Origin of the sequence: Mycobacterium malmoense (assembly GCF_019645855.1) — a bacterium.
Classification (GTDB): Bacteria; Actinomycetota; Actinomycetes; order Mycobacteriales; family Mycobacteriaceae; genus Mycobacterium; species Mycobacterium malmoense.
In genome coordinates, this window is record NZ_CP080999.1 from 2,591,355 (window position 1) to 2,611,852 (window position 20,498).

Sequence of the window (20,498 nt, forward strand, 5' to 3'; positions counted from 1 at the left end):
ATGCCGGCGTTGACGGGCATCAGGGTCATTGAGCTAGCCGAGTCGGTCGCGGGAGAGTACTGCGGAAAGCTGTTGGCCGACTTCGGCGCCGAGGTGATCAAGGTCGAGGCGCCGGAACGCGGCAGCCCCACCCGGGCGATGGCACCCATCGTCGCCAAGGACGCCGGGCCCGAAGGCAGCGCGCTGTTCGCCTATCTCAACACCAACAAACGGTCCGTCGTACTCGACGTCGAGCGCCTCCACAAGCTCATCGGTACCGCGGACGCCGTCATCGAAGACCGTGCCACGGACCGGTCCAAACGGCACCCCGATGCGGTGTTCTGCTCGATCACCCCCTTCGGGCGGGGAGCGCCCGCCGAGTTCGACAACGCCAAGAGCATCAACGTGTTCCACGCCAGCGGCTGGGGGTACCACACGCCCAGCCATGCCTACCCCGGCAAACCGCCGCTGCAGGGACCGGGGCGATTCCTGGCCGACTACGAAGCGGGACTGGACGCGGCGCTGTGTGTCGCGTCATCGCTATTCGGGCGTCTGCATACCGGCCGGGGCGAGTTCATCGACGTTTCCCAGCATGCCGTACTGGTCTCCCGCGCCGATTGCATCCTGGGCCGATTCATCACCGGCGAGATTGCGGCCGAGGGCCGTCGCGATGATTACGACCAGGCGGGTCCGGCGGCGTTCTTCGCGTGCGCCGACGGCTTTGTCTATCTGTACATCACCAGCGGCGCCCACTGGCTCGGGGTGAAGGAACTCATGGGTCATCCGCCATGGCTCGACGCCTTCGACGACGACTGGCTGGAGTTCTCCGTCACCGCCGACAAGGTCGCCGTATTTCGGCGGGGCTTCGCGGCCTGGGTGCGAGACCTGGCCAAGGAGTCCGCGGCCGATGAGGCCCAGCGCCTGGGCGTGCCGCTGGTCCCGGTCAACGGTGCCGCGGACCTGCACCGCTCGCCGCAGTACCGCCATCGCGGCTACTTCCAGCGCGTGGGCCACCCCGTATTGGGCGACGCGGCATATCCCACCGTGCCGTACGCGCTCAGCGCAACTCCGGCGCAAATCACCTCTGCCGCACCGACCCTGGGCCAGCACACCGCCGAGGTCCTGGACCGGGTCGATACCCCGCGCCCGCCGCCGACGGTCAAGTCGGCACAGCTGAAGCCGCCCAAAAATCCCCGCGGCGGCCCGCTGGAAGGGGTACGCGTGGTGGAGCTCACCAAGGTGTGGGCCGGTCCGTACGCGGGAAAACTGCTGGCGCTCTTAGGCGCCGAAGTGATCAAGGTCGAAACGGCCGCCAGCCCAGAGGAGATGCGCGCTTACGGCGGCACCGACATCGACCACGCGCCCTACTTTCTGAGCATCAATCCCGAGATCCTCAGCGTGGACCTCGACATCAAGTCGACTGAGGGTATGGCGCGGCTGCGCGAGCTGATCGCCCGCAGCGACATCGTCGTCAACAATCTGCGCCCGGGCGCGATGGAGCGTCAGGGCTTGGGGTATGAACAGCTCAGGGCCATCAAGCCGGACATCATCTCCGTGTCGATCAAAATGTGGGGCAACGACGGGCCGCTGGGGCACCAAACCGGTTACGCGCCATGCTTTGCCGCGCTGGCCGGGCTCGCTTCGCTGGTCGGCTATCCCGGGGGGCCTCCGCTCGGGACGAGCATGCGCTACGGCGATTCCACCGTCGGCGCCGCCGCCGCGTACGCCGCCGTGGTGGCACTGCTGCATCGCGAACTCGGCGGCGCGGGCCAATTCGTCGACGTGTCGGCGGTGGAGACCCTCTCCTCGATGATCGGGGACCGTCTGCTCGAGCAAAGCCTAACCGGACAGCGCCTCGGGCCCGACGGCAATAACCACCCCGGCATGGGCCCGCACGGCTGCTATCCATGCTCGGACGGTTCCTGGATCGCCGTGGCCGTGGCCGACGACACCGAATGGCGTCGGCTGTGCGACGTGCTCGATGCCGCCGCACTGGCCGATGACCCCCGCTACGCCACGGCGGACCAGCGACGCGGCCACGCCGAGGCGCTCGACGCCGACCTCGCGCGGCTGACCCGAAGCCACGATGCCGAGCGGCTCGCGCACCGCCTGCGGGCGGCCGGCGTGCCGGCGAACAAGAGCGCCACCGCGATCGATGTCATTGGCGACCAACGATTGTGGGATCGCGAGCTGTACCGCTTCGTCACCGATCACCGCGAAGGCCAGCGTCCGATTGTGGGTCCGTCGTGGCGGATGGCGCGCTCCCCGGCGCGGATTGCGCGCGGCGCGCCGGACCTGGGCGAGGACACCGAGTACGTTCTGCGCGAGATCCTGGGCGCCGGATCGCCGGCCGAAGGCAGGACATGACGGGGGTACTGGCGGACACCGCGGCCCTGGTGACCGGCGCCAGCAGCGGCATCGGCGCGGCAACGGCGAAAGCTCTGGCCGCGGAGGGCGCCGCGGTGGCGCTGCTGGCACGCCGGGCCGATCGGCTGGCCGACCTGAAAGCCGACATCGAATCCGCCGGGGGCACAGCGTTGATCGTGCCCGCCGACGTCACCGACGCCGAGCAGGTATCGGCGGCCGTGCAACGCACCGTCGCGGCATTGGGGCGCCTCGACACCGTGGTGAACAACGCCGGACTGATGCGGTCGGGGCCCGCGGCCGAGGCGTCACTGCGGGATTGGGACGACATGGTGGCGGTCAACGTGCAAGGGGTCCTCTACGTCGCCCGGGCCGCGCTCCCGCACCTGATCGACGCGGCCGCCGACTCGCCGCGCGGGGTGGCCGATCTGGTCACCATCAGTTCCACGGCCGGCTGGGTGGCCCGCCCCAACACCGCGGTCTATTCGCTCACCAAATTCGGAGTGAACGCGTTCAGCGAGAGCGTACGGCAAGAGGTGCTCGGCCAGCGGGTCCGCGTCGGGGTGGTCGGTCCCGGAACGGTCGACACCGAGATCTTCAGCCATCTGGCCGCGCCGTCGCGGGAAGCGTTCGAGCGCCAGACCGCCGGCATGGTCAAGCTACGGCCGGAAGACATCGCCGACGCGGTGCTGTTCATGGTGACCCGCGACCGCCGGGTGGCCGTCAACCATATGCTGGTGCGCGCGGCCGAACAAACGTGGTGATTTCGATGGTGGGTGTCAATCGAAACGCTGTGGGCCGTCGTGCACGGAATCCAAAGTAGCCAAGACGATTTCATCGTTCGGATGCCCGGAGCGGACCGGCCGGGAATAGAGTGAAGCACATGAATCCACTGCAGCGGGTGGCGCGGAACCCGACGGCATACCGCTGGCTGATCCTGAAAGGGCGGCCGATCGCCGAGGGACTCGAATCCCTGCTCCGTTTCGCGAGTGGCGGGCGCGTCGGTGTCCTGGACCTCATCGGCCTGTCCAGCGTGCGGATCACCACCTCGGGCCGCAAGACAGGCCTTGCCCGCACGGCGACGGTGCAATGCGTGCCCGACGGGGATGGGCTGCTGGTGGTTGGCTCCAATTGGGGCCGGGAGCGCCACCCGTCGTGGTCGGCGAATCTTAAAGCGGCAGAACGGGTTAGCGTTCGCCGGCGCGGCGATCGCTGCACCGCGAAGGTGCGGTTGCTCACCGGAGAGGAACGTGACAAAGCATGGGCCAGGGCCCTGGCGTATTGGCCGAATTATCAGATCGCCCAAGACCGCGCCGGGGCGCGCCAATTCCGTTTGTTTCTTCTCACGCCGACCGCGTGATGCCCATCGCGGTCACCACGGCGATAACGCTTGGGCCCGTGCGCCGCAGGCCTAGCTCAGCCGCCGAGCCCTTTCTTGACTGCCGCGTCCTGTTTTTGACCCACGTCGGTGACGAAGTCCGGCGGCGCGAGCGAGTCGGCCGGGCCGTCGAATTCCAGCGTGACCAACGCCTTGCCCTCGGTGAACAGAAGTATCGTCACGCCCTTCGACCCGTCCGGCGAATTCCCCAGCAGCGTCGTTCCCCCGGCGCCGACGGTGGACGATTGCGTCGTCGGGTCTTTGACGGCGCCACCCTGTGCGCCCTTCGCCGCGTTCAACGCGTTTGTAGCGGCGCCGGGATCCGCGAGGACCTGGATGGTGTCCTTGATGACGTGGCCGCCGTCCTGGGTGCTGAACGTCGTCGCGACACCCGGTTGGCCATTCGGGTTGCTTATCGGGGGGCTGCCAGTGAAGGCTTCCGGTGCCTCGATGTCGGTCGCCTGGATCAACAGCCCGGTGTAGTCGGTCGGCTGTGCCGGCGCCGAAGAAACCGGAGCTGAGCTGGGGGTGCTCGGCGCCGACGTGGACGATCCTGACTTTGACGTCGACGACTTTGACGTCGACGATGCCGGCTTGTTGCCGCAGCCGGCCACCGGCACCGTCAGCGCCGTCACCGCCGCCACGCCCGCGACCACCGTCCGAGAAATCCTCATCGCATCGTGCTCCCTTCCAGGCACCTGCTGGCGACACCGTCCTGAATCGCACAGTACATCGCCTCGTGTTGCCGAAGGTCCTGGCGGTTTCCTGACGGTTGAGGTACGGGCTATTCCAGTTGGTCGCGCAGGCAGCGCAGGGTGTTGGCCAGGATGCGCGAGACTTGCATCTGCGACACGCCGATTCGCTCGGCGATCTGGCTTTGCGTCATCGATTCGAAGAATCGCATGTGTAGAACCTGGCGTTCGCGCTGGGGGAGCGCGGCCACCAGGACGCGCACGGCTTCCCGGTTGGTGATGTGTTCTATTTGCGGATCGATACCACCGACGGCGTCAGCCACCAGCCGCGGCTTGCCGGAGCTGTCGGCACCGACGGGCGCGTCCAGGGACTCCAGCCGGTAAGCGTCGCCCGCGATGAGGCATTCGACGATTTCCTCGTGGGAAACTTCCAGCGCCTCGGATAGCTCCCTGGCCGTCGGTGCGCGTCCCAGCCTCTGGGCCAAATCCCCTGTCGCCCTGCTGATCTGTACGTGTAGCTCGCGCAATCGTCGCGGCACACGCATGCCCCAGCTGTAGTCGCGAAAGTAGCGCCGGACCTCGCCCATCATGGTGGGAACCGCGAATCCAATGAAGCTGGGTCCTTTGGCCGGGTCGAACCGGTTGATCGCGTTCATCAGCCCCAGGCGCGCGACCTGAGTCAGGTCGTCGAGGCCCTCGCCGCGTCGGGCGAAGTGGCTGGCCACATGGTCGGCGAGAGGCAGGCATCGGGCCACGATGCGTTCGCGTTGCCGGCTGTATTCGTGGGATTCCGCGGGCATCTGGCGCAGCGCTGCGAACATCTCGACGACGTCGTCGTAGGAATCGTCCGATTGTCTGCTAGCCCGCCCGGTGGGGCGGGGCGCGGTTGCTACGCCGGTCATAGGCCGGGGCGCGTCTTGCCGATCAGACGCATCGTATAAACAAAAGCGGTGTAACCATAAGCGCACGAACAGGTTTGCATTCTTGGCACACTTCCTCTGATGCGCAGGGAGACATCGCAGGCATGTTGCGCACGGCGCCTCCGCTGCACCCGTATCCGCAGGACGAGTCGGTTGCCAGCGCACGCAACGGTGGAGGGGCGTGACTAGTGCTTCATCGCCGGAGCCACGCTGGGCCCAGCAGCCGTGCGGCTGACTGACCGCTTTTAGCTAAACGGCGACATGTCCAGAAACGGACTTCATTGGCAACTATACGCCTCACCGCGCTGACCCGCCCGGGATTCGGTTCCCCGTGGGCTTCCGAAGTTCGCTGGCTAGCGGTGTGAAGAACCGTCGCTACTGGCCAGGCCGGGCCTACATGGGCCTTCTAGGTAGCCATGCAACGCAGCGGATCTTCTGCGGCGGGCGCCGTGCACGCGGTGACGGGCGCCGCCGGGCGCGAACGTTTGGGTTGCGGTTCTCATCTTTGTGTTGGCTGGGGGTACTGTTCGGCTAATGATTGCGATCCCGCCCACTGCGTCCGGTCACCGTCGAGAAGGCCACTGGCACAATGTGTTCCGGGCATTCCGGAGCTGGTGCCGATGAACAGCCAGGGCCTGCTGGCCGGGCGCGGTGCGGTGGTGTCCGGCGGCAGCCGCGGTATCGGGCGCGCGGTCGCAGAACTGCTTTGCCACCTCGGCGCCGGCGTGGTGGTCAACGGGCGTGACGCCGACGCCGTCGAGGAGACCGTCGCGGCGCTCACCGGGTTGGGAGGGCGGGCCACCGCGGTAATCGGAGCCGCCGACCAGGAGCCCATCGCCGACGCGCTCGTCGAAGAATGCATGAGCACGTTCGGGCGATTAGACGCCCTGATCAATTGCGCCGGGACCGCCGAGCCTGCCGGCTCCTCGATCCTGAACATCTCACCGCAGGAATTCGACCGCCTGATCAGCGCGCACCTCGGCACCGCGTTTCACACCTGCCGGGCCGCGGCCCGCGTCATGGCCTCGCAGGGGCACGGGACGATCGTCAACACCGGCTCGGTGGCCTTTCTCGGCGACTACGGCGGCACCGGCTACCCCGCGGGCAAAGGCGCCGTCAACGGACTGACGATGGCCATCGCGGCCGAACTGAAAGGCCATGGTGTGCGGGCCAACGTGGTGTGTCCCGGTGCGCGGACCCGGCTATCGACGGGCGCCGAGTATGAAAAACACATCGAGGACCTTTATCGCCGCGGGTTGCTCGACGAGATGACCATGCGGGCCTCGCTCGATGCCGCTCCGGCCGCGTTCGTGGCGCCGCTCTATGCCTATCTCGCCAGTGACTTGGCACGCGACGTGACGGGTCAAATCTTTGTTGCCGCGGGTGGATTCGTCGGGAGCCTCGATCGGCCGACGCCGCGCGTGTTGGGGTATCGCGATCACCATGACGCCGGGCCGTGGTCGGTCGAGGAGCTGCACAAGATGATCGGCGCCGCGGCCACGCGGTGAGCGCACTTCAGAGCCGGCTCGGCGACGAGAGGGTCGGCGGGGCCTTCGCGACAACGGTCCGAAGATCGGCCGCCACGACCAGGGGCGAGTCAATTGCGTGGGGATTACGAGGCGTGACCAAGTCGATCTCCATCGCGTTGCCTTCGCGCGAACGAACGGGCGGCGCGCAGCGCGCCCCGGAACGCGTAGGCGGCGGCCACCACCGACAGCAGGATCAGCAAGATGAACATCGGCAGCCAATTGCTCCGGGCATGATTGACGTCCCACCAGATGACCGTGAACAACAGCACGCAGAGCAGCAGCACCACGTCCCGCCAGTTGCCCTGGTAAGACATCGCGGCCTTGCGTAACGCGCGGCTCCTGTCGGCGGCTTCGACCAGGTCATCGATGCGGGCATCGATGGTGCGTTGCAGCGCGGCACGTCGTTCGGCGGACTCCGGCGGCAATCGATCCAGCAGGTCCAAATCTTGTTTGATCAGCCCGCGGTAGTCCGGCCCTCTGAATTGCCCGGCCGCGATGGCCAGCATCGCGCCGCCGAACACCGGTGCGCTGTTCAGCGCGATTTGTCCCAGACCCGCCACGCTCGCTCCTCTATCGGTCGTCGCTCGTCGGGGATCGCCGAACACCGCTCCCGAGTATCCACCGTGGTCGACCTGTGTCGCGAAATATAGTGGCGCACAATGTATCTGAGCTTAGATGACTGAGAGGAATCCGTGCATCCATGTCAAGACGCTCTCGACGGGCGCCTGCGCGCTCGCGGCGGCTCGGTGCCTCGCAGGGCTTCCATCGCGCGCACCATCTGTGGATAGGCGATCGCGGGCCCGATCCAGCGGGTGAGGTATCGGCGGAGATCGGCGCCGCCGCGAGGCGGGCGGCCCGGATCAGTGAGGAAAGAGTGCAGCAGCCGGAGGCTGAATTCGTTCAATTCGTCCAGGCCCGCCTCGTCGAAACCGTGGCGCTCCCAATCGACGTCGAAGCGATGCAGCATCGAACGGCCGAACGCCAACGCGGTGTCCGATGTGATGGAGATCGTCTGGCCGCCGCGGTGGCGTTGGTTCAGCACGAATTCGACCTGGTTGTCGGAGGCCAGCTGTTCGATGGCGAATGCCATTCCCTCGGTCATTGCCACGACCGGGTCGGTGACACCTTTGAGATGGGTTGTCAAACGATCCAGGAAGCCGTCGGCCGACCGCATCGCGGTCGCCACCAGCAACGCCTCCGTTCCGGGGAAGTACCGATAGACGGTCTGTCGGGTCACGCCAAGCGCCCGTGCGACGTCGGCGATCCGCATCGCTGAGCCACGTTCATCAATGATCTTGTTCGCGGCATCCAGGATGCGCTCGATCGCCTCCTCGTCGGAGGCCGGCGTGTTACCCGCCCAACCGTGACTGCGCATGCTCAGCGAACGGCGAACTCGTATTCGGTCATTTCCACAGCTGGATCATAACGTCTATGCGCGGCCAGCTTGGCGCATGGACAGCGACTCAAGTGAATTCCCGTGCACTACAGTGCTTTCAGGCCACACCCCCGGGATGTGGTTGACGGTCTCGTCGAGTTTCCCGCGACCTTGTGGAAGCTGACGAACCGCGCCGTCATCAGGGCCCGGGCGACGGGGCTGCTGTCGGCCGAAGAATCCGCTTCTCTAGACACCGGTCCAGTGTGGGGCGATGGCCGACGGTTGGGTGCCGATGGGCTCCGGCGCGGTTAGTTCTAGGGTGGCGCCTATGGCCGAGGGTGACCGGCTTCGCTGGGACGAACGGTACGCGAGTCAGGGACCGCCGCCGGTGAATGCGGTTGGGCCGCCTGGCGTCCTGGCGCGCCACGCGGACATGTTCCCGGCCGCGGGGCGGGCTCTCGATCTCGCGTGCGGACAGGGACGCGCCGCGGTTTGGCTAGCCCGCCGAGGGCTGGACGTTTTGGGCCTGGACATCTCTCCGGTGGCCATTGGGCAGGCGCGGGACCTGGCCGAGCGCGGCGGGGTCGGCGACCACTGCCAATTTGACGTGCTCGATCTCGACGACGGGCTGCCGGCCGGGCCGCCCGTCGATGTCATCCTCTGCCACAAGTTCCGCGATCGCCGCCTCTATCGGGCGATCGTCGAGCGCCTGGCACCGGGCGGGCTGCTCGCCATCGTCGTGTTCAGCGAGGTCGGGGCCGAGCCGGGGCCGTTCCGCGCGGCGCCCGGCGAGCTGGCCGCGGCGTTCGCCGAACTCGACCAGGTGGCCGCCGGCGAGGGTGACGGGCGCGCCTGGTTACTGGCACGCGGCTGACGGTCCTTTCGTTGCGTCGGCCGGTGAGGCCGAGCGTCTTTGGGCCGTAGGCGCTTTGCCAAAACGCGTCACGTGTGCCGTGGGCCCGCACAGCGCCGCGTCCGAGTCTGCGTCCACGGTCGAGAATTTCCGAAAACCTCGCCCTCACCGCGGACTCGGGATCCAAACGCGAGTCCCCAGCGCATGACCTCGATTACGGTTCAGCACAACGGGTTCGAACATCGGGCCGTCGTCGACCGGAGCGAGCGGTTCCTCGGCGGCCACGGACGTGCCGGCGTCCGGTAATGTCACGCGTATGGAGCGGCGCGTGCTCGAAGCGATCATCTATGAACGCGAACCGCCGATTGCGCGGATCATCTTGAATCGGGTCGACAAGGCCAACACCAAGGATGCGGTCCTGGTCACCGAGGTCGACGACTGCCTGCACGAGGCCGACCGCGACAACGAGATCAAGGTCGTCATCCTCAAGGCCAACGGAAAAGGCTTTTGCGGCGGACACGTGGCCCGCTGGGGCCCGGACGAAAACCCTTACCCGGACTTCGGAAACACCTTCGAGGAGCTCTACAAAGGCACCGCCGACCTGTTTCTGTGGCCGACGCTGTACCTATGGGAGTTTCCCAAGCCGACGATTTCTCAGATCCATGGCTACTGCATGGGCGGCGGGATCTACCTCGGCCTGCTGACCGACTTCTGTGTGGCATCCGAGGACGCGTATTTCCAGATGCCGCTTGCCCAAAGCCTCGGTGAACCCGGCGGGCACACCATGATCGAGCCGTGGCTGATGATGAACTGGCACCGCACCATGGATTGGCTGCTGCTGGCGCCAACCCTGTCCGCGCAGCAGGCGCTCGACTGGGGTCTGCTCAACAGGGTGGTGCCGCGGGATGACCTCGAGGCCACCGTCGAGGAGATGGCACGCAAGATCGCACAAATCCCGCTGACCACCCTGATGGCGGTGAAGAACAACGTGAAACGGGCCTGGGAATTGATGGGAATGCGGGTGCACCTTCAGGTCAGCCACATCTTGACTAACATGGTCGGCGCCGCGTCGGATGTTCAGGCGCGGCGGGCCGAGCTCATGCAGTCGGGCATGAAGCCACGCGACTTCGTCGGCCGCGACGAGTAGGGCGAGCAGACGTAGAATCGCCCTAAAACCCCTGGTTTTGGGCGATTCTGTGTCTGCTCGCGCAACCTAGCGCATGCGCCCGGCGGCGTGCCGCGCCGCGACGTAGCCGAACACCATCGAGCCGGCGATGCTCGCGCCGGCGCCCGGATACGTGCGGCCCATCACCGTCGCGGTGGTGTTGCCGGTGGCGTACAGGCCCTCGATCACCAGGTCCTGCTCGTCCAGGACTTGCGCGTGCTCGTTGGTGATCACGCCCCCGCACGTCCCGACGTCCGCCGGGAAAACCCTCGTCGCGTAGTACGGAGCGCGGTCGAGCGGGCCGACGGCGGCGTTGGGCCGATGCCCCGGATCGCCGAGGCAGTCGTTGTAGGCCGACTGGCCGCGCCCGAAGTCGGGATCCTGGCCCTTGGCGGCGAACCGGTTGAACCGCTGGATCGTCCGCGCCAACTCGTCTGCGGGAAGGTCAATCTGGTGGGCGAGGTCGGCGAGGGTGTCGCCGCGTTTGACGGCACCGCTTTCGATCAGCCCGGACGGCAGGCGCCGCTTGAACGGGTTGGTGCCCGCCACGTATCGGCGCACGTACCCGTCGTCGAAGATCATCCAGCAGGGCACCGCCTTGTTGGCGTACATCGCCTTGCCGACCTCGACGTACGAGTTCGACTCGTTGCAGAATCGCCGGCCGGTTGAGTCGACGTAGATGGCGCCGGGCCGCTGCCGTCCCGAACCGAGCGACGCGGCGGCCGCGCCGCCGTTGGCGATGAAAACGGAAGGCAGCCACCAGGCTTCGTCGAGAAGATCGGTCTTGGCGCCCAGCCGCATCGCGGCCTGCAGCACCTCGCCGGTGTCCCCGGCGTTGGCGATCGACCACCGCGCCTCGTTGGGTTGGGCGCCGCTGTACCGGCGGCGCATCTCGGCGTTGTGGCCAAAGCCGCCCGCGGCCAGCAGGACCCCCCTTCGCGCCTCGACGTTCAACGGCGTGCCGTCGCGGATGACACGCGCGCCGACGACCCGGCCGTCTTCGACGACGAGGTCGTCCAGCGCGGCGTTCGTCCACAGCGGAGGCTGACCATCGGCGAGCTCGATCAGCGCCTTGAGCATTTGGGCGATGAGTGAAGCGCCGTTGGTGAGGATCCGGCGCCGGCGGAGGCGCGCCGCCGCGGTGCGCAGGAACACTTTTGTGGCCACCGCGAACGCGCGCGGGGAACGGTTGTAGTACTGGACCGAGCGCAACTCGTTGGTCAGCACCACGAACCCGTAATTCTTGGCCAGCGGCGGCTGAACTTTGTCGCTCCAGCTACCCAGCTCGGCGGCGTCGTAGGGAATTCCCTCGACCGCGCGGCCGAACTCGTTGCCCCCCTTGTGGTTCGGGTAGTAGTCGCTCCAGCCCTCACACCGGGTCAGCCGAACGCCCTTGCGGACAAGGAAATTGACCATTTCGTAACCCGCGGTGAGGAACGCCTCGCGGCGCGCGGGCGAGGACGGCGCGCCGATGTCGCCGACCACGTCGGCCAGGTAGGCCAGGCCGTCTTCGTGCGAGTCCGCGACGCCCTCGGCCCGCATCAACGGGTTGTTCGGCATCCAGACGATGCCGCCCGAAAGCCCCGTCGACCCGCCGACCAGCGCCTGCTTTTCGACGATCAGCGGCTCGAGCCCGCAGTCGAGTGCGGCCAGCCCGGCCACCATGCCCCCGCCGCCGCTGCCCGCGATGAGCAGGTCGACGGAGCGGTCCCAGTGGATGGTCACCGTGGCCCCGCGGTGAAACCCAGGTCGGCCACCGGCACGTCGATGGTGGTGTTGGTCTTCTGGATCGCGGGCACCAGCGCGTCGTACGGTAGCCCCGCGAGGAAGCCGTCGACGACGCGTTCGAAGTTCGAGATCAAGCCTTCGATCTGGCCCGACAGCCGCATGTACTCGAAGCCTTTGGAGTGCAACCCTTTCTGCTGTCGCGGCAGGTTGGAGAAGTCCTGGGCGGGGATCGGCGGCCAGCGCGGGTCGTCGGGTGCCATCGGCTCCGGCGGTTCGGGTTTGCCCGCGGAGAAGTCCGCGGGAAAGCGGGTGAGGGACCAGATTTCGAACAGCGTTTCCTCGGGGCCCAACGGCCGGATCCGGTACGACGAGGCGCTGCTGTAGGTGGGCAGGATGAAGTGGTGGGGGAAGCAGAAGCCGATGGCGTCGGTGATTCCGCGGCGGACCAGCTCGTTGAGGTCGGGCATCGTGCTGCCGCGGGCTCGATGCCAGGCGACGACCGCGTCGTTGAGGGCACCGCGCCAGGCGACCATCGCCTCGGCCGGATCGGCCGGCAACTCGATGCGCTGCAGGCCCTCGGCGATGCGGATGTCGTTCCCGTGGGTCATGCCGCCCATGCCTTCTCCGAGGGTGCGCATGAAGTAGAGGCTGCTCGCGACGACGGGATGCACCGCTTCGGACGGGCTGCCGGTCTGCGCCGACGGCAGCAATTGGGGATGGGTCTGGGGAACGTGGTAGCCCTCCATGAACGCCGCCGTCGCCAGCTTCCAGTTCACCGGCAGCCGGCACGACCGCCACCACTCGACACGCAGCGACTCCACCTGCCACGCATCGTAAATCGACGCGAACGGCTCGAGGCATTCGCGCAACGCGGGCGCCGCGTCGTCGAGGTTGATCCACGCGCATCCGCCCCAGAGCTCGCACCTGACCGAGACCAGTTGCAGATCCTCCGGGCGCAGGTTCTCCTCGGCGAACGCCTCGGGACGCAGCACGAACGTGTTGCGCCCGTCGATGCCCCAGCACCAGCCGTGGAATGGGCAGACGAAGGACCGTCGAGACCCGTTGCCCTCCACCAGCTTTACCCCGCGATGCCGGCACGCGTTGTGGTAGGCCCGCACGTTGCGGCCGTCGACCCGCACCACGATGATCGACTCGTCGAGAATCTCATACTCCACGAAGTCACCGGGCTTGGGGATCTCCTCGAGGCGACACGCCATCTGCCACACGCGTGGCCAGAACATCTCCGCCTCCAGCGCGTAGAACTCCGGATCGTAGTACCGCTGCTTGGGAATCCGGTCGGGGATCTGGACCGCCCATGGCACCGGCAGCGGCGTCCAGTTCACATCGATGCTCACCAAATTCTTTTCCTCGTTTCACACGATTCGCGACGCCCGCCCCTGCCAGTAGCGTTCGCGAATGCGCCTCTTGTAGAGCTTTCCGTTGGGATCGCGGGGCAGCTCCGGGTCGAATTCGATGGTGCGCGGGCACTTGTAGCCGGCCAGGCGAGTTCGGCAGTATTCGATGAGCTCGGCTTCGAGCGCGGGCCCGGGCGCGACGCCATCGGCCGGTTGCACGACGGCCTTGACCTCCTCGCCGAACTCCTCGTTGGGTACGCCGAACACCGCCGCGTCGACCAGCTTGGGATGCATGACCAACACGTTCTCCACCTCCTGCGGGTAGATGTTCACCCCGCCGGAGACGATCGTGAACGTCGACCGGTCGGTCAGGTACAGGTAGCCGTCCTCGTCGACGTAACCCATGTCGCCCAAGGACCGCCAGCCGCGGTCGTTGCACACCGACGCGGTCTTGGCGGGGTCCTTGAAGTACTCGAAATCGGGTCCACCTTCGAAGTAAAGTTCCCCGGGCTGCCCGACGGGAAGCTCCCGCCCGTCGTCGCCGACCACGTGCACGCGCGACATCGGTTTACCCACCGAGCCGGCATGGGCGAGCCACTCCTCGGGCCCGATCGTGGTACCCGCGAATCCCTCGGTGCCCCCGTAATATTCGTGGATGATGGGTCCGAACCAATCCATCATCCGGTGCTTGACATCCACCGGGCAGGGCGCCGCCGCGTGAATCACGCACCTCAGGCTCGACACGTCATACTTGTGCCGGACCGCCTCGGGCAGCTTGAGCATCCGCACGAACATCGTCGGCACGAATTGGGCGTGGGTGACGCGGTGGGTCTCGATGAGCCGAAGGACGGCCTCGGCGTCGAACTTGCGCATGAGGATCGAGGCGGCACCGACGCGGTGCACCGCCATGGTGTAGTTCACCCCGGCGGCGTGGTAGAGCGGCGCGGGGGAGAGGTACACGCTGGACGGGCTCATCCCGTATTTGTGGATCAGCGCCATCTCCAACACCGCCTGCGCCCAGGATCCGTTGCCGTCGGACGGAAGTGGCCTGCGGACGGCCTTGGGCCGCCCCGTGGTGCCGGACGAGTAGAGCATCTCCGATCCGTCCGACAGCGGCGCCGCCTCGCCGGCTGCAGCCAGGGCATCCTCGTAGGCGCACCAGCCGGGCAGCTTGCCCCCGACGGCCATGTGCACCTCGACGCCCGTGTTGGCACGGCGGACGTGGGCGGCGAGGGTGGCCCCGGAAGCCTCTGAGGCGTCGACAAACACCGCCTTCGCGCCGGAGTCGTCGATCACGTAGGCGACCTCGCCGGGGGTGAAGTGGGTGTTGACGGCGGTGTAGTAGAGCCCAGAAAGCTGGCAGCCCCAGGCGATTTCGAAGAACTCGGGCCGATTCGGCAACACCAGCGCCACGCCGTTGCCGCGGCGTAGGCCGGCACCGTGCAGGACGGCGGCGACCCGTCGGCTTCTCGCGTAGAGTTCGCCGAACGAGACTGTGCCGTCGTCGATTATCAGGGCCGGCGACTCCGCGGCCGTGATCGCGTGGTCGGCGATGTTCACCGGCGAACCTAAGTGGTTGCGGCGCCGTCGGTGGAGGAGGCGGCCGCGGCCTGGCGCCGGGCTTGCTCGGACGGCAGCACCTTGTCCTTGAACACCTGCTGGATCAGCTGCTGCACGTCCTTGCTGATCGACGCGAGCGCGACGAGGTCGTTGGAGCTCTGCCAGTGCACCCGCATGCCCATCAGCTCCCAGGCCCGCTTGAGGTTGGCCTTGGTGGCCAGCAGCGTGGTCATCGGCGCCTGGGCGATATGCCGGGCGATGGCGTCGGCCCGCGCTTCCAGCTGATCGCGCGGAACCACCTCGTTGACCAGGCCGACCTCCAGCGCCTTCTTGGCGTCGATGACCTCGGCGAGATACAGGTAATACGCGGCGCGGCGCCAGTTCATGAAAACCCATGGCTCGATCGAACATTCACCCGAGGGCATGCCGAAGCCCTGCAGCGGCGGGTAGGAGAAGTAGGCGTCCTCGGCGGCGATGACGATGTCGGTGGTCAGCCCGTAGTGGGTGCCCCCGCCGACGCAATAGCCGTGCACGGCCGCGATGGTGGGCTTGGAGAACTCCCACAGGTTCAGGATCGGCTTGACGAACAGGTCGGTCTGCGGCTTCCAGGGAGAGCCCATGACCTTTGCGCCCTCGACGAAGGCTGGGTAGTCGACCGCGTTGTTGCCGATGGCGTGCCCCGAGCAGAAGCCTTTGCCGTTGGCCTTGAGGATCAGCACCTTGATGTCGTAGTCGCGGTCCGCGTCCAGCAGCGCCGCGTCGACCTCTTCGGCCAGCTTCTGGTCTTGTGCGTTGGCCTTTTCGGGCCAGTTGAGCGTGACCTTCGCGATCGGCCCCTCTTTTTGGTAGACGATTCTCTCGCGGGTCTCGTTGAGGTCCATACGTGCTCACCTTTCCTAGTTCAAGAAGTGATGACGCCGATTTCGGCGCCGATGTCGTAGGTGATCCCGACCCGGCCCGTCCAGTGCACAGTGCCCGACGCCCCGGCTTCGATTTCCTGTTCGGCCTTCTCCGTGGCGATCACGTAGATCGGCGTGCCCGCCTCGACGTGCGCGCCGGCGTCGACGAGCAGGCCGGTAAGCTCGGCTTCCGAGACCGCCACCGATACCCGAGGAATGCGAATAACGAAGTCAGCCATGCGCTTTGGCCTTGTCGAGAGTGCGCTGGGCGGCCGCGACGATCCGCCCCGGCGAGGGGTACACCTGCGCCTCGAGTTCCGCCGCGGCCGGGCTGGGCACGAACCTGGCGCCCACCCGCTCGATAGGCGCGGCCAGCTCCCCGAACAACTCCGATTGCAGGATCGCGGCGATCTCGGCTCCCGGACCGGCGAATTGCACCGCGTCGTGCACGATCACCACTTTTCGTGTGCGCCGGGCGGATTCGACGAGGGTCTCGACGTCGAGTGGCACCAGGGTGCGCAGGTCGACGACCTCCGCGCTCACCCCCTGTTCGGCCAGGGTGGCCGCCGCGGCGAGTGCGTCGTGCACGCTGCGCCCGTAGCCGATCAGTGTCACGTCGGTGCCCGCGCGCTTGATATCGGCCTGCCCCAACGGGATCGAGAAGCCGGGTTCGACGGGGACGGGCCCCTTCTTACCTTGCAGCCGGATGGTCTCGATGAACAGGCAGGGATCCTCGTCGAAGATCGCCGCCGTCAGTAGGCCTTTGCCGTCACGCGGGGTGGCGGGCACGATCACCTTCATCCCGGGAATGTGCATGAACCACGCCTCCAGGCTCTGCGAGTGCGTGGCTCCGGTGGCCAACCCGGCGTACACCTGGGTGCGGACGGTGATCGGCGCCGCCGTCCGCCCCGCGGTCATGAACCGCAGCTTGGCGGCGTTGTTGATCAACTGGTCGGCGGCGATGCCGATGAAATCCATGATCATGATCTCGGCGACCGGCAGCATCCCGTCGATCGCGGCACCGATCGCCGCCCCGAGGATCGCGGCCTCCGAGATGGGCGTGTCCAGCACCCGGTCGTGGCCGTACTTCGTCGACAATCCGGCGGTCGGGCCGGAGGCGCCGGGATCGGCGATGTCCTCACCCAGCAGGAACACCCGGTCGTCGGCGGCGAGCGCCTCGTCGAGCGCGAGGTTCAGCGCCTCGCGCATCGTCATCTCCTTTTCCCGCATGTCACACCGGGAACTTGATCGGGGTGGCGTACACGTCGCGGTCGAGTTCGTCGATCGACGGGGCATCCGCGCCCATGACCGCGTGCAAGGTCGTTTCCACCGCCGCCAGGGCCTCGCCGTCGATGCGGTCGAGCTCGTCGGGACCGCAGACGCCGGCTTCGGCGAGGCGGTCACGGAACCGCGGCACCGGGTCGGCCGCCATGGCCGCCGCCAGTTGATCCTTGGGGATGTACGGCATCCGGTCACCGAAGTAGTGGCCGCGGAAGCGGAAGGTCACGCACTCGATGAGGGTCGGGCCCTCGCCGCGACGGGCCCGCCGCAGGGCTTCGTCGAGCGCCGCCTTGACCGCCAGCGGGTCGTTGCCGTCGACGCGCACGCCCGGCATGCCGTAACCGGACGCCCGGTCGGCGACGTGCTCGAGTTTCATGGTCTCCGACGTCGGCGTCATCTCGGCGAAGAGATTGTTCTGGCAGACGAACACCAGCGGCAGGTCCCACAGCGCGGCCATGTTGGCCGCCTCGTGGAAGGAGCCGGTGTTGGTCGCGCCGTCGCCGAAGCTGACCACCGTAACGCGGTCGAGCCCTTTGTGTTTGGCGGCCAACGCCAGACCGACGGCCACCGGCGGTCCGGCCCCGACGATCCCGGTCGACAGCATGACACCCTTACCGGGGTTGGCGATGTGCATGGTGCCGCCCTTGCCGCGGCAGGCCCCGACGGTGCGGCCCAGCATCTCGCCGTAGATCTCCTCGAGCGGAGCTCCCTTGCCGATGAGATCGTGCAGTCCGCGGTAGGTCGTCACCAGCTGGTCGTCGGGCCGCAGCGTCACCCCCATCGCGGCGGCGATGGCCTCCTGGCCGCGCGACGGCCAGTACACGCACATGAACTCGCCGGTGCCGATGCCCGTGAACAGCCGGTCGTCGGCCGCCTTCATCAGGGCCATCAGTTCGTAGAGGCGACGCTCGACGCCCGCCGTAGAGGGGCCGTCGCTCACGGAGTTCCTCCAGTTCCGTTGCCGCTCAGGGTGATTCGTGCCACCGCTGTCACGCGCCCGACCAGGGCTTGACCTTGAGGAACCCGCCGCCGTCGACACGGAGCTGCTGACCGGTGATGTAGCGCGCCGCGTCGGACGCCAGGAACAACACGGCCTCGCTGATGTCCTCGGGTTCGACGTAGGGGATGGGCATCGCCTGGACTACCGGGAAAACCGGTTCGGCGTCCTCGCGGGTCGGGTTTTTCAGGTCGGGCCGGAATGCGCGGTACATCGGTGCGCTGTGCAGCATGTCGGTGTTGACGTTCGTCGGGTGCACCGCGTTCATCCGGATGGAGAACGGGGCCAGCGCCAAGGCAAAGTCGTTGACGTAATGCGCGGCAGCGAGTTTCGCGAACGCGTAGCCGGCCCCGCCCGGGCCGCCGACCCCACTCTCAGCGCCGGAGGCGCTCAGAGACGACATGAATGCGGCGTTGGACCCGATCACGATGATCGACGCGCCGGCGTGCAGATGCTTGAGGCTCGTGTGTACCAGGTTGAGGACGCCGATCAGGTCGACGTCGACGGCGTCGGCGAACGCCTGGGGCGGCAGCCCCGCGGTGAGCGGGCAAATGCCGGCGTTGGCGACCACAATGTCGAGATGGTCGAACTCGGCCACGCCCCGATCGACCGCCGCGGCCAAGGCCGCCCGGTCGCGAACGTCGGCGATCGCGGTGAACGCGCGCTGCCCCTCCTTCTCGACCAGCCGCGCCGTCTCGTCGAGATCCTCCGGCCGCGCCAGCGGGTACTCATTGGTTTCGATATCCGCGCAGAGGTCCACCGCGATGATGTCGGCGCCTTCGGCCGCCAGCAGCCGCGCATGAGACCGTCCCTGACCGCGTGCGGCCCCGCTGACCACGGCCACCTTGCCCGTCACCCTGCCCATCGCGCGTCCTTCGTCGCAGCGCCTACACCAGCGACCCACGTTGGGGCCCAATGTCGTTCGTTACCGCGGCCGCCGAGAGCGCGTCCGAAACGTTCACTGAGATGAAGGGACTGACGCGGGATCGTGCCCCCGAACGGTGGCCGCCGGCCGGCCCGCCGCGCCGTGACGCACCGCGCGTTCGCCGCATCGCGGGTCGGAATGGGACCAACGATCGGCTCCATCGCATCTCTTCCACGAAAGTGGCCGCAGCCGGGCTATCGATATCCCTTAGAGTAGCTAGAATACCTAAAATAGCAAGGAATGGCTGCGACGAGGGGATAGCGATGTCCGGCGTGCACGATGGCGTCCTCCACGGTGTGCGGGTTGTCGAATTGGCGTCGTGGACCTACGTACCGTCGGCCGGTGCCGCCCTGTCCGACTGGGGCGCCGACGTGATCAAGGTGGAAGGCGTCGCCTCGGGTGATCCCGGACGCGCGCTCGTCATCGGCGGTTTCACCCGCGAAGCGGCCCGCCCCGACGCCGACTTCATCCTCGAGTTGGGCAACCGCGGCAAGCGCAGCATCGCCCTCGACATCAAATCCGAACTGGGCCGCGAACTGTTCGGCCGGCTGTTGGCCAGTGCCGATGTGTTCCTGACCAATTGGCTGCCCGGCGCACTCGAGCGGGCCCGGCTGACGGTTGACGACATCCGCGCCTTCAACCCGAAGATCATCATCGCGCGCGGCACCGGGCTGGGGGTCCGGGGCCCGGACCGGGATCGCGGCGGCTTCGACGCCGCCACATATCTGGCGCGGGGCGGGGTCGCCTACACGCTCACGCCGTTTGGCAGCGAGACGCCCGCAGTCCAGGGCCCGGCATTCGGCGACCTGCAGGGTGGGGCCACGCTGGCCGGTGGTGTGTGCGCGGCGCTGTTCCACCGGGAACGGACCGGCGAACCGACGATCGTCGACTCCTCGCTGCTGGCCCAGGCGATGTGGGCCATCGCGCCCTCGATTTCGGCGGCCGACTTCTTCGATATCGACGGCATTCCGGGCGCACCGCCCGGGTTGGCCATCAATCCGCTCGTCAACAGGTACAAGACCAAAGACGGCAGGTGGATTCAGCTGGTTTTCTTGCAACCCGACAAATTCTGGGCCGGCTTCTGCGAACGCATCGGCCTGCCGGAGTTGGCCACCGACGAACGATTTGTCCCGTCGAGCAACCTGATCGCCAACGCGGCCGCGGCGACCGAGATCGTGGCGAATGCCTTTGCCGGCCATGACCTTGCGCATTGGCAAAAGGTGCTCGAAGACGAACCCGGGGTGTGGGGCGCCTTGGCGACGCCGCGGGAGACCCTCAACGACCCGCAGGTCGAACCCAACGGGTACGTCGTGACAAACGTCGACGACCACGGCGAGAAGTACCGGATCGTCGCGGCCCCCGTGCAATTCGACGAAACCCCGCCGGCTCCCGCGCGCGCTCCGGAACACGGGCAGCACACCGAAGAAATTCTGCTCGAGCTCGGCGTCGACTGGGACGACATCGCGAGGGCGAAGGACCACCAAGCCATCCTGTGAGG

At 67.3% G+C, this 20,498-nt stretch carries 19 protein-coding genes; 7 read left to right on the forward strand and 12 right to left on the reverse strand.

What is annotated here, in order from left to right:
- The 3 genes from K3U93_RS12000 to K3U93_RS12010 all read left to right on the forward strand — a co-directional run bounded on the left by K3U93_RS12000 (position 1) and on the right by K3U93_RS12010 (position 3,703).
- On the forward strand, positions 1-2,346 hold the full coding sequence (locus tag K3U93_RS12000) for a CaiB/BaiF CoA transferase family protein (protein WP_083009726.1): 2,346 nt from the start codon (positions 1-3) through the stop codon (positions 2,344-2,346).
- Complete coding sequence (locus tag K3U93_RS12005) at positions 2,343-3,107, forward strand: SDR family NAD(P)-dependent oxidoreductase (protein WP_083009725.1); 765 nt, start codon at positions 2,343-2,345, stop codon at positions 3,105-3,107. Before K3U93_RS12000 ends, K3U93_RS12005 begins: the two co-directional genes overlap by 4 nt.
- A gap of 119 nt (positions 3,108-3,226) precedes the next feature.
- Positions 3,227-3,703 carry a nitroreductase family deazaflavin-dependent oxidoreductase gene (locus K3U93_RS12010; RefSeq protein ID WP_083009806.1) on the forward strand — a complete coding sequence of 159 codons (477 nt, stop codon included), beginning with the start codon at positions 3,227-3,229 and terminating at the stop codon, positions 3,701-3,703.
- A 56-nt stretch (positions 3,704-3,759) separates the two neighbouring features.
- On the opposite strand, the gene K3U93_RS12015 is transcribed toward K3U93_RS12010, so the two are convergent.
- Together K3U93_RS12015 and K3U93_RS12020 are read right to left on the reverse strand one after the other, a co-directional pair.
- Positions 3,760-4,395, reverse strand: coding sequence for a hypothetical protein (locus K3U93_RS12015; protein ID WP_083009724.1), 636 nt, complete (start codon positions 4,393-4,395; stop codon positions 3,760-3,762).
- Positions 4,396-4,505: 110 nt separating this feature from the next.
- Positions 4,506-5,315 carry a SigB/SigF/SigG family RNA polymerase sigma factor gene (locus K3U93_RS12020; protein ID WP_083009723.1) on the reverse strand — a complete coding sequence of 270 codons (810 nt, stop codon included), beginning with the start codon at positions 5,313-5,315 and terminating at the stop codon, positions 4,506-4,508.
- Between the two features lie 638 nt (positions 5,316-5,953).
- On the opposite strand from K3U93_RS12020, the gene K3U93_RS12025 reads away from it, so the two are divergent.
- On the forward strand, positions 5,954-6,841 hold the full coding sequence (locus tag K3U93_RS12025) for an SDR family NAD(P)-dependent oxidoreductase (protein ID WP_083009722.1): 888 nt from the start codon (positions 5,954-5,956) through the stop codon (positions 6,839-6,841).
- Positions 6,842-6,945: 104 nt separating this feature from the next.
- Here K3U93_RS12025 and K3U93_RS12030 read toward each other — a convergent pair whose 3' ends face one another.
- Both K3U93_RS12030 and K3U93_RS12035 read right to left on the reverse strand, forming a co-directional pair.
- Entirely contained in the window at positions 6,946-7,368 is a 423-nt protein-coding gene (locus K3U93_RS12030; RefSeq protein WP_083009805.1) for a hypothetical protein, read from the reverse strand.
- Between the two features lie 197 nt (positions 7,369-7,565).
- The gene (locus K3U93_RS12035; protein ID WP_071508890.1) at positions 7,566-8,237 is read right to left on the reverse strand and encodes a TetR/AcrR family transcriptional regulator; all 672 of its coding nucleotides are present in this window, start codon (positions 8,235-8,237) and stop codon (positions 7,566-7,568) included.
- A gap of 328 nt (positions 8,238-8,565) precedes the next feature.
- On the opposite strand from K3U93_RS12035, the gene K3U93_RS12040 reads away from it, so the two are divergent.
- Positions 8,566-9,111, forward strand: coding sequence for a class I SAM-dependent methyltransferase (locus tag K3U93_RS12040; protein ID WP_083009721.1), 546 nt, complete (start codon positions 8,566-8,568; stop codon positions 9,109-9,111).
- A 295-nt stretch (positions 9,112-9,406) separates the two neighbouring features.
- A complete protein-coding gene (locus tag K3U93_RS12045; protein WP_083009720.1) occupies positions 9,407-10,237 on the forward strand; it encodes an enoyl-CoA hydratase-related protein in 831 nt (276 codons plus the stop codon).
- A gap of 66 nt (positions 10,238-10,303) precedes the next feature.
- Here K3U93_RS12045 and K3U93_RS12050 read toward each other — a convergent pair whose 3' ends face one another.
- The 8 genes from K3U93_RS12050 to K3U93_RS12085 all read right to left on the reverse strand — a co-directional run bounded on the left by K3U93_RS12050 (position 10,304) and on the right by K3U93_RS12085 (position 18,940).
- Positions 10,304-11,980, reverse strand: coding sequence for an FAD-binding protein (locus tag K3U93_RS12050; RefSeq protein WP_083009719.1), 1,677 nt, complete (start codon positions 11,978-11,980; stop codon positions 10,304-10,306).
- A complete protein-coding gene (locus K3U93_RS12055; RefSeq protein ID WP_083009718.1) occupies positions 11,977-13,326 on the reverse strand; it encodes an aromatic ring-hydroxylating oxygenase subunit alpha in 1,350 nt (449 codons plus the stop codon). The genes K3U93_RS12050 and K3U93_RS12055 overlap by 4 nt, the downstream gene beginning before the upstream one ends.
- Before the next feature lie 30 nt (positions 13,327-13,356).
- Positions 13,357-14,898 (reverse strand): acyl-CoA synthetase, encoded by a 1,542-nt coding sequence (locus tag K3U93_RS12060; RefSeq protein WP_083009717.1) that lies wholly within the window; start codon positions 14,896-14,898, stop codon positions 13,357-13,359.
- Between the two features lie 8 nt (positions 14,899-14,906).
- Positions 14,907-15,779, reverse strand: coding sequence for an enoyl-CoA hydratase-related protein (locus tag K3U93_RS12065; RefSeq protein WP_083009716.1), 873 nt, complete (start codon positions 15,777-15,779; stop codon positions 14,907-14,909).
- Positions 15,780-15,799: 20 nt separating this feature from the next.
- Positions 15,800-16,036, reverse strand: a complete 237-nt coding sequence (locus tag K3U93_RS12070) for a lipoyl domain-containing protein (RefSeq protein WP_083009715.1) — start codon at positions 16,034-16,036, stop codon at positions 15,800-15,802.
- Positions 16,029-17,027 carry an alpha-ketoacid dehydrogenase subunit beta gene (locus K3U93_RS12075; protein WP_083009714.1) on the reverse strand — a complete coding sequence of 333 codons (999 nt, stop codon included), beginning with the start codon at positions 17,025-17,027 and terminating at the stop codon, positions 16,029-16,031. The genes K3U93_RS12070 and K3U93_RS12075 overlap by 8 nt, the downstream gene beginning before the upstream one ends.
- Before the next feature lies 1 nt (position 17,028).
- Positions 17,029-17,967: a thiamine pyrophosphate-dependent dehydrogenase E1 component subunit alpha gene (locus K3U93_RS12080; RefSeq protein ID WP_083009713.1), complete on the reverse strand. Its 939-nt coding sequence runs from the start codon at positions 17,965-17,967 to the stop codon at positions 17,029-17,031.
- A 100-nt stretch (positions 17,968-18,067) separates the two neighbouring features.
- Positions 18,068-18,940 carry a mycofactocin-coupled SDR family oxidoreductase gene (locus K3U93_RS12085; protein WP_083009712.1) on the reverse strand — a complete coding sequence of 291 codons (873 nt, stop codon included), beginning with the start codon at positions 18,938-18,940 and terminating at the stop codon, positions 18,068-18,070.
- 323 nt (positions 18,941-19,263) lie between these two features.
- Here K3U93_RS12085 and K3U93_RS12090 point away from each other — a divergent pair, with 323 nt between their 5' ends.
- Positions 19,264-20,496: a CaiB/BaiF CoA transferase family protein gene (locus K3U93_RS12090; protein ID WP_083009711.1), complete on the forward strand. Its 1,233-nt coding sequence runs from the start codon at positions 19,264-19,266 to the stop codon at positions 20,494-20,496.
- Positions 20,497-20,498: the final 2 nt, after the last annotated feature.

What these genes read in the sequence shown, in the direction of transcription:
- K3U93_RS12065 (WP_083009716.1), bottom strand. Translation starts at nt 15,779, where the DNA reads ATGGACCTCAACGAGACCCGCGAGAGAATCGTCTACCAAAAAGAGGGG.
- K3U93_RS12005 (WP_083009725.1), top strand. Translation starts at nt 2,343, where the DNA reads ATGACGGGGGTACTGGCGGACACCGCGGCCCTGGTGACCGGCGCCAGC.
- K3U93_RS12020 (WP_083009723.1), bottom strand. Translation starts at nt 5,315, where the DNA reads ATGACCGGCGTAGCAACCGCGCCCCGCCCCACCGGGCGGGCTAGCAGA.
- K3U93_RS12070 (WP_083009715.1), bottom strand. Translation starts at nt 16,036, where the DNA reads ATGGCTGACTTCGTTATTCGCATTCCTCGGGTATCGGTGGCGGTCTCG.
- K3U93_RS12025 (WP_083009722.1), top strand. Translation starts at nt 5,954, where the DNA reads ATGAACAGCCAGGGCCTGCTGGCCGGGCGCGGTGCGGTGGTGTCCGGC.
- K3U93_RS12030 (WP_083009805.1), bottom strand. Translation starts at nt 7,368, where the DNA reads ATGCTGGCCATCGCGGCCGGGCAATTCAGAGGGCCGGACTACCGCGGG.
- K3U93_RS12090 (WP_083009711.1), top strand. Translation starts at nt 19,264, where the DNA reads ATGTCCGGCGTGCACGATGGCGTCCTCCACGGTGTGCGGGTTGTCGAA.
- K3U93_RS12045 (WP_083009720.1), top strand. Translation starts at nt 9,407, where the DNA reads ATGGAGCGGCGCGTGCTCGAAGCGATCATCTATGAACGCGAACCGCCG.
- K3U93_RS12085 (WP_083009712.1), bottom strand. Translation starts at nt 18,940, where the DNA reads ATGGGCAGGGTGACGGGCAAGGTGGCCGTGGTCAGCGGGGCCGCACGC.
- K3U93_RS12035 (WP_071508890.1), bottom strand. Translation starts at nt 8,237, where the DNA reads ATGCGCAGTCACGGTTGGGCGGGTAACACGCCGGCCTCCGACGAGGAG.
- K3U93_RS12080 (WP_083009713.1), bottom strand. Translation starts at nt 17,967, where the DNA reads ATGGCCCTGATGAAGGCGGCCGACGACCGGCTGTTCACGGGCATCGGC.
- K3U93_RS12010 (WP_083009806.1), top strand. Translation starts at nt 3,227, where the DNA reads ATGAATCCACTGCAGCGGGTGGCGCGGAACCCGACGGCATACCGCTGG.
- K3U93_RS12015 (WP_083009724.1), bottom strand. Translation starts at nt 4,395, where the DNA reads ATGAGGATTTCTCGGACGGTGGTCGCGGGCGTGGCGGCGGTGACGGCG.
- K3U93_RS12075 (WP_083009714.1), bottom strand. Translation starts at nt 17,027, where the DNA reads ATGCGGGAAAAGGAGATGACGATGCGCGAGGCGCTGAACCTCGCGCTC.
- K3U93_RS12000 (WP_083009726.1), top strand. Translation starts at nt 1, where the DNA reads ATGCCGGCGTTGACGGGCATCAGGGTCATTGAGCTAGCCGAGTCGGTC.
- K3U93_RS12040 (WP_083009721.1), top strand. Translation starts at nt 8,566, where the DNA reads ATGGCCGAGGGTGACCGGCTTCGCTGGGACGAACGGTACGCGAGTCAG.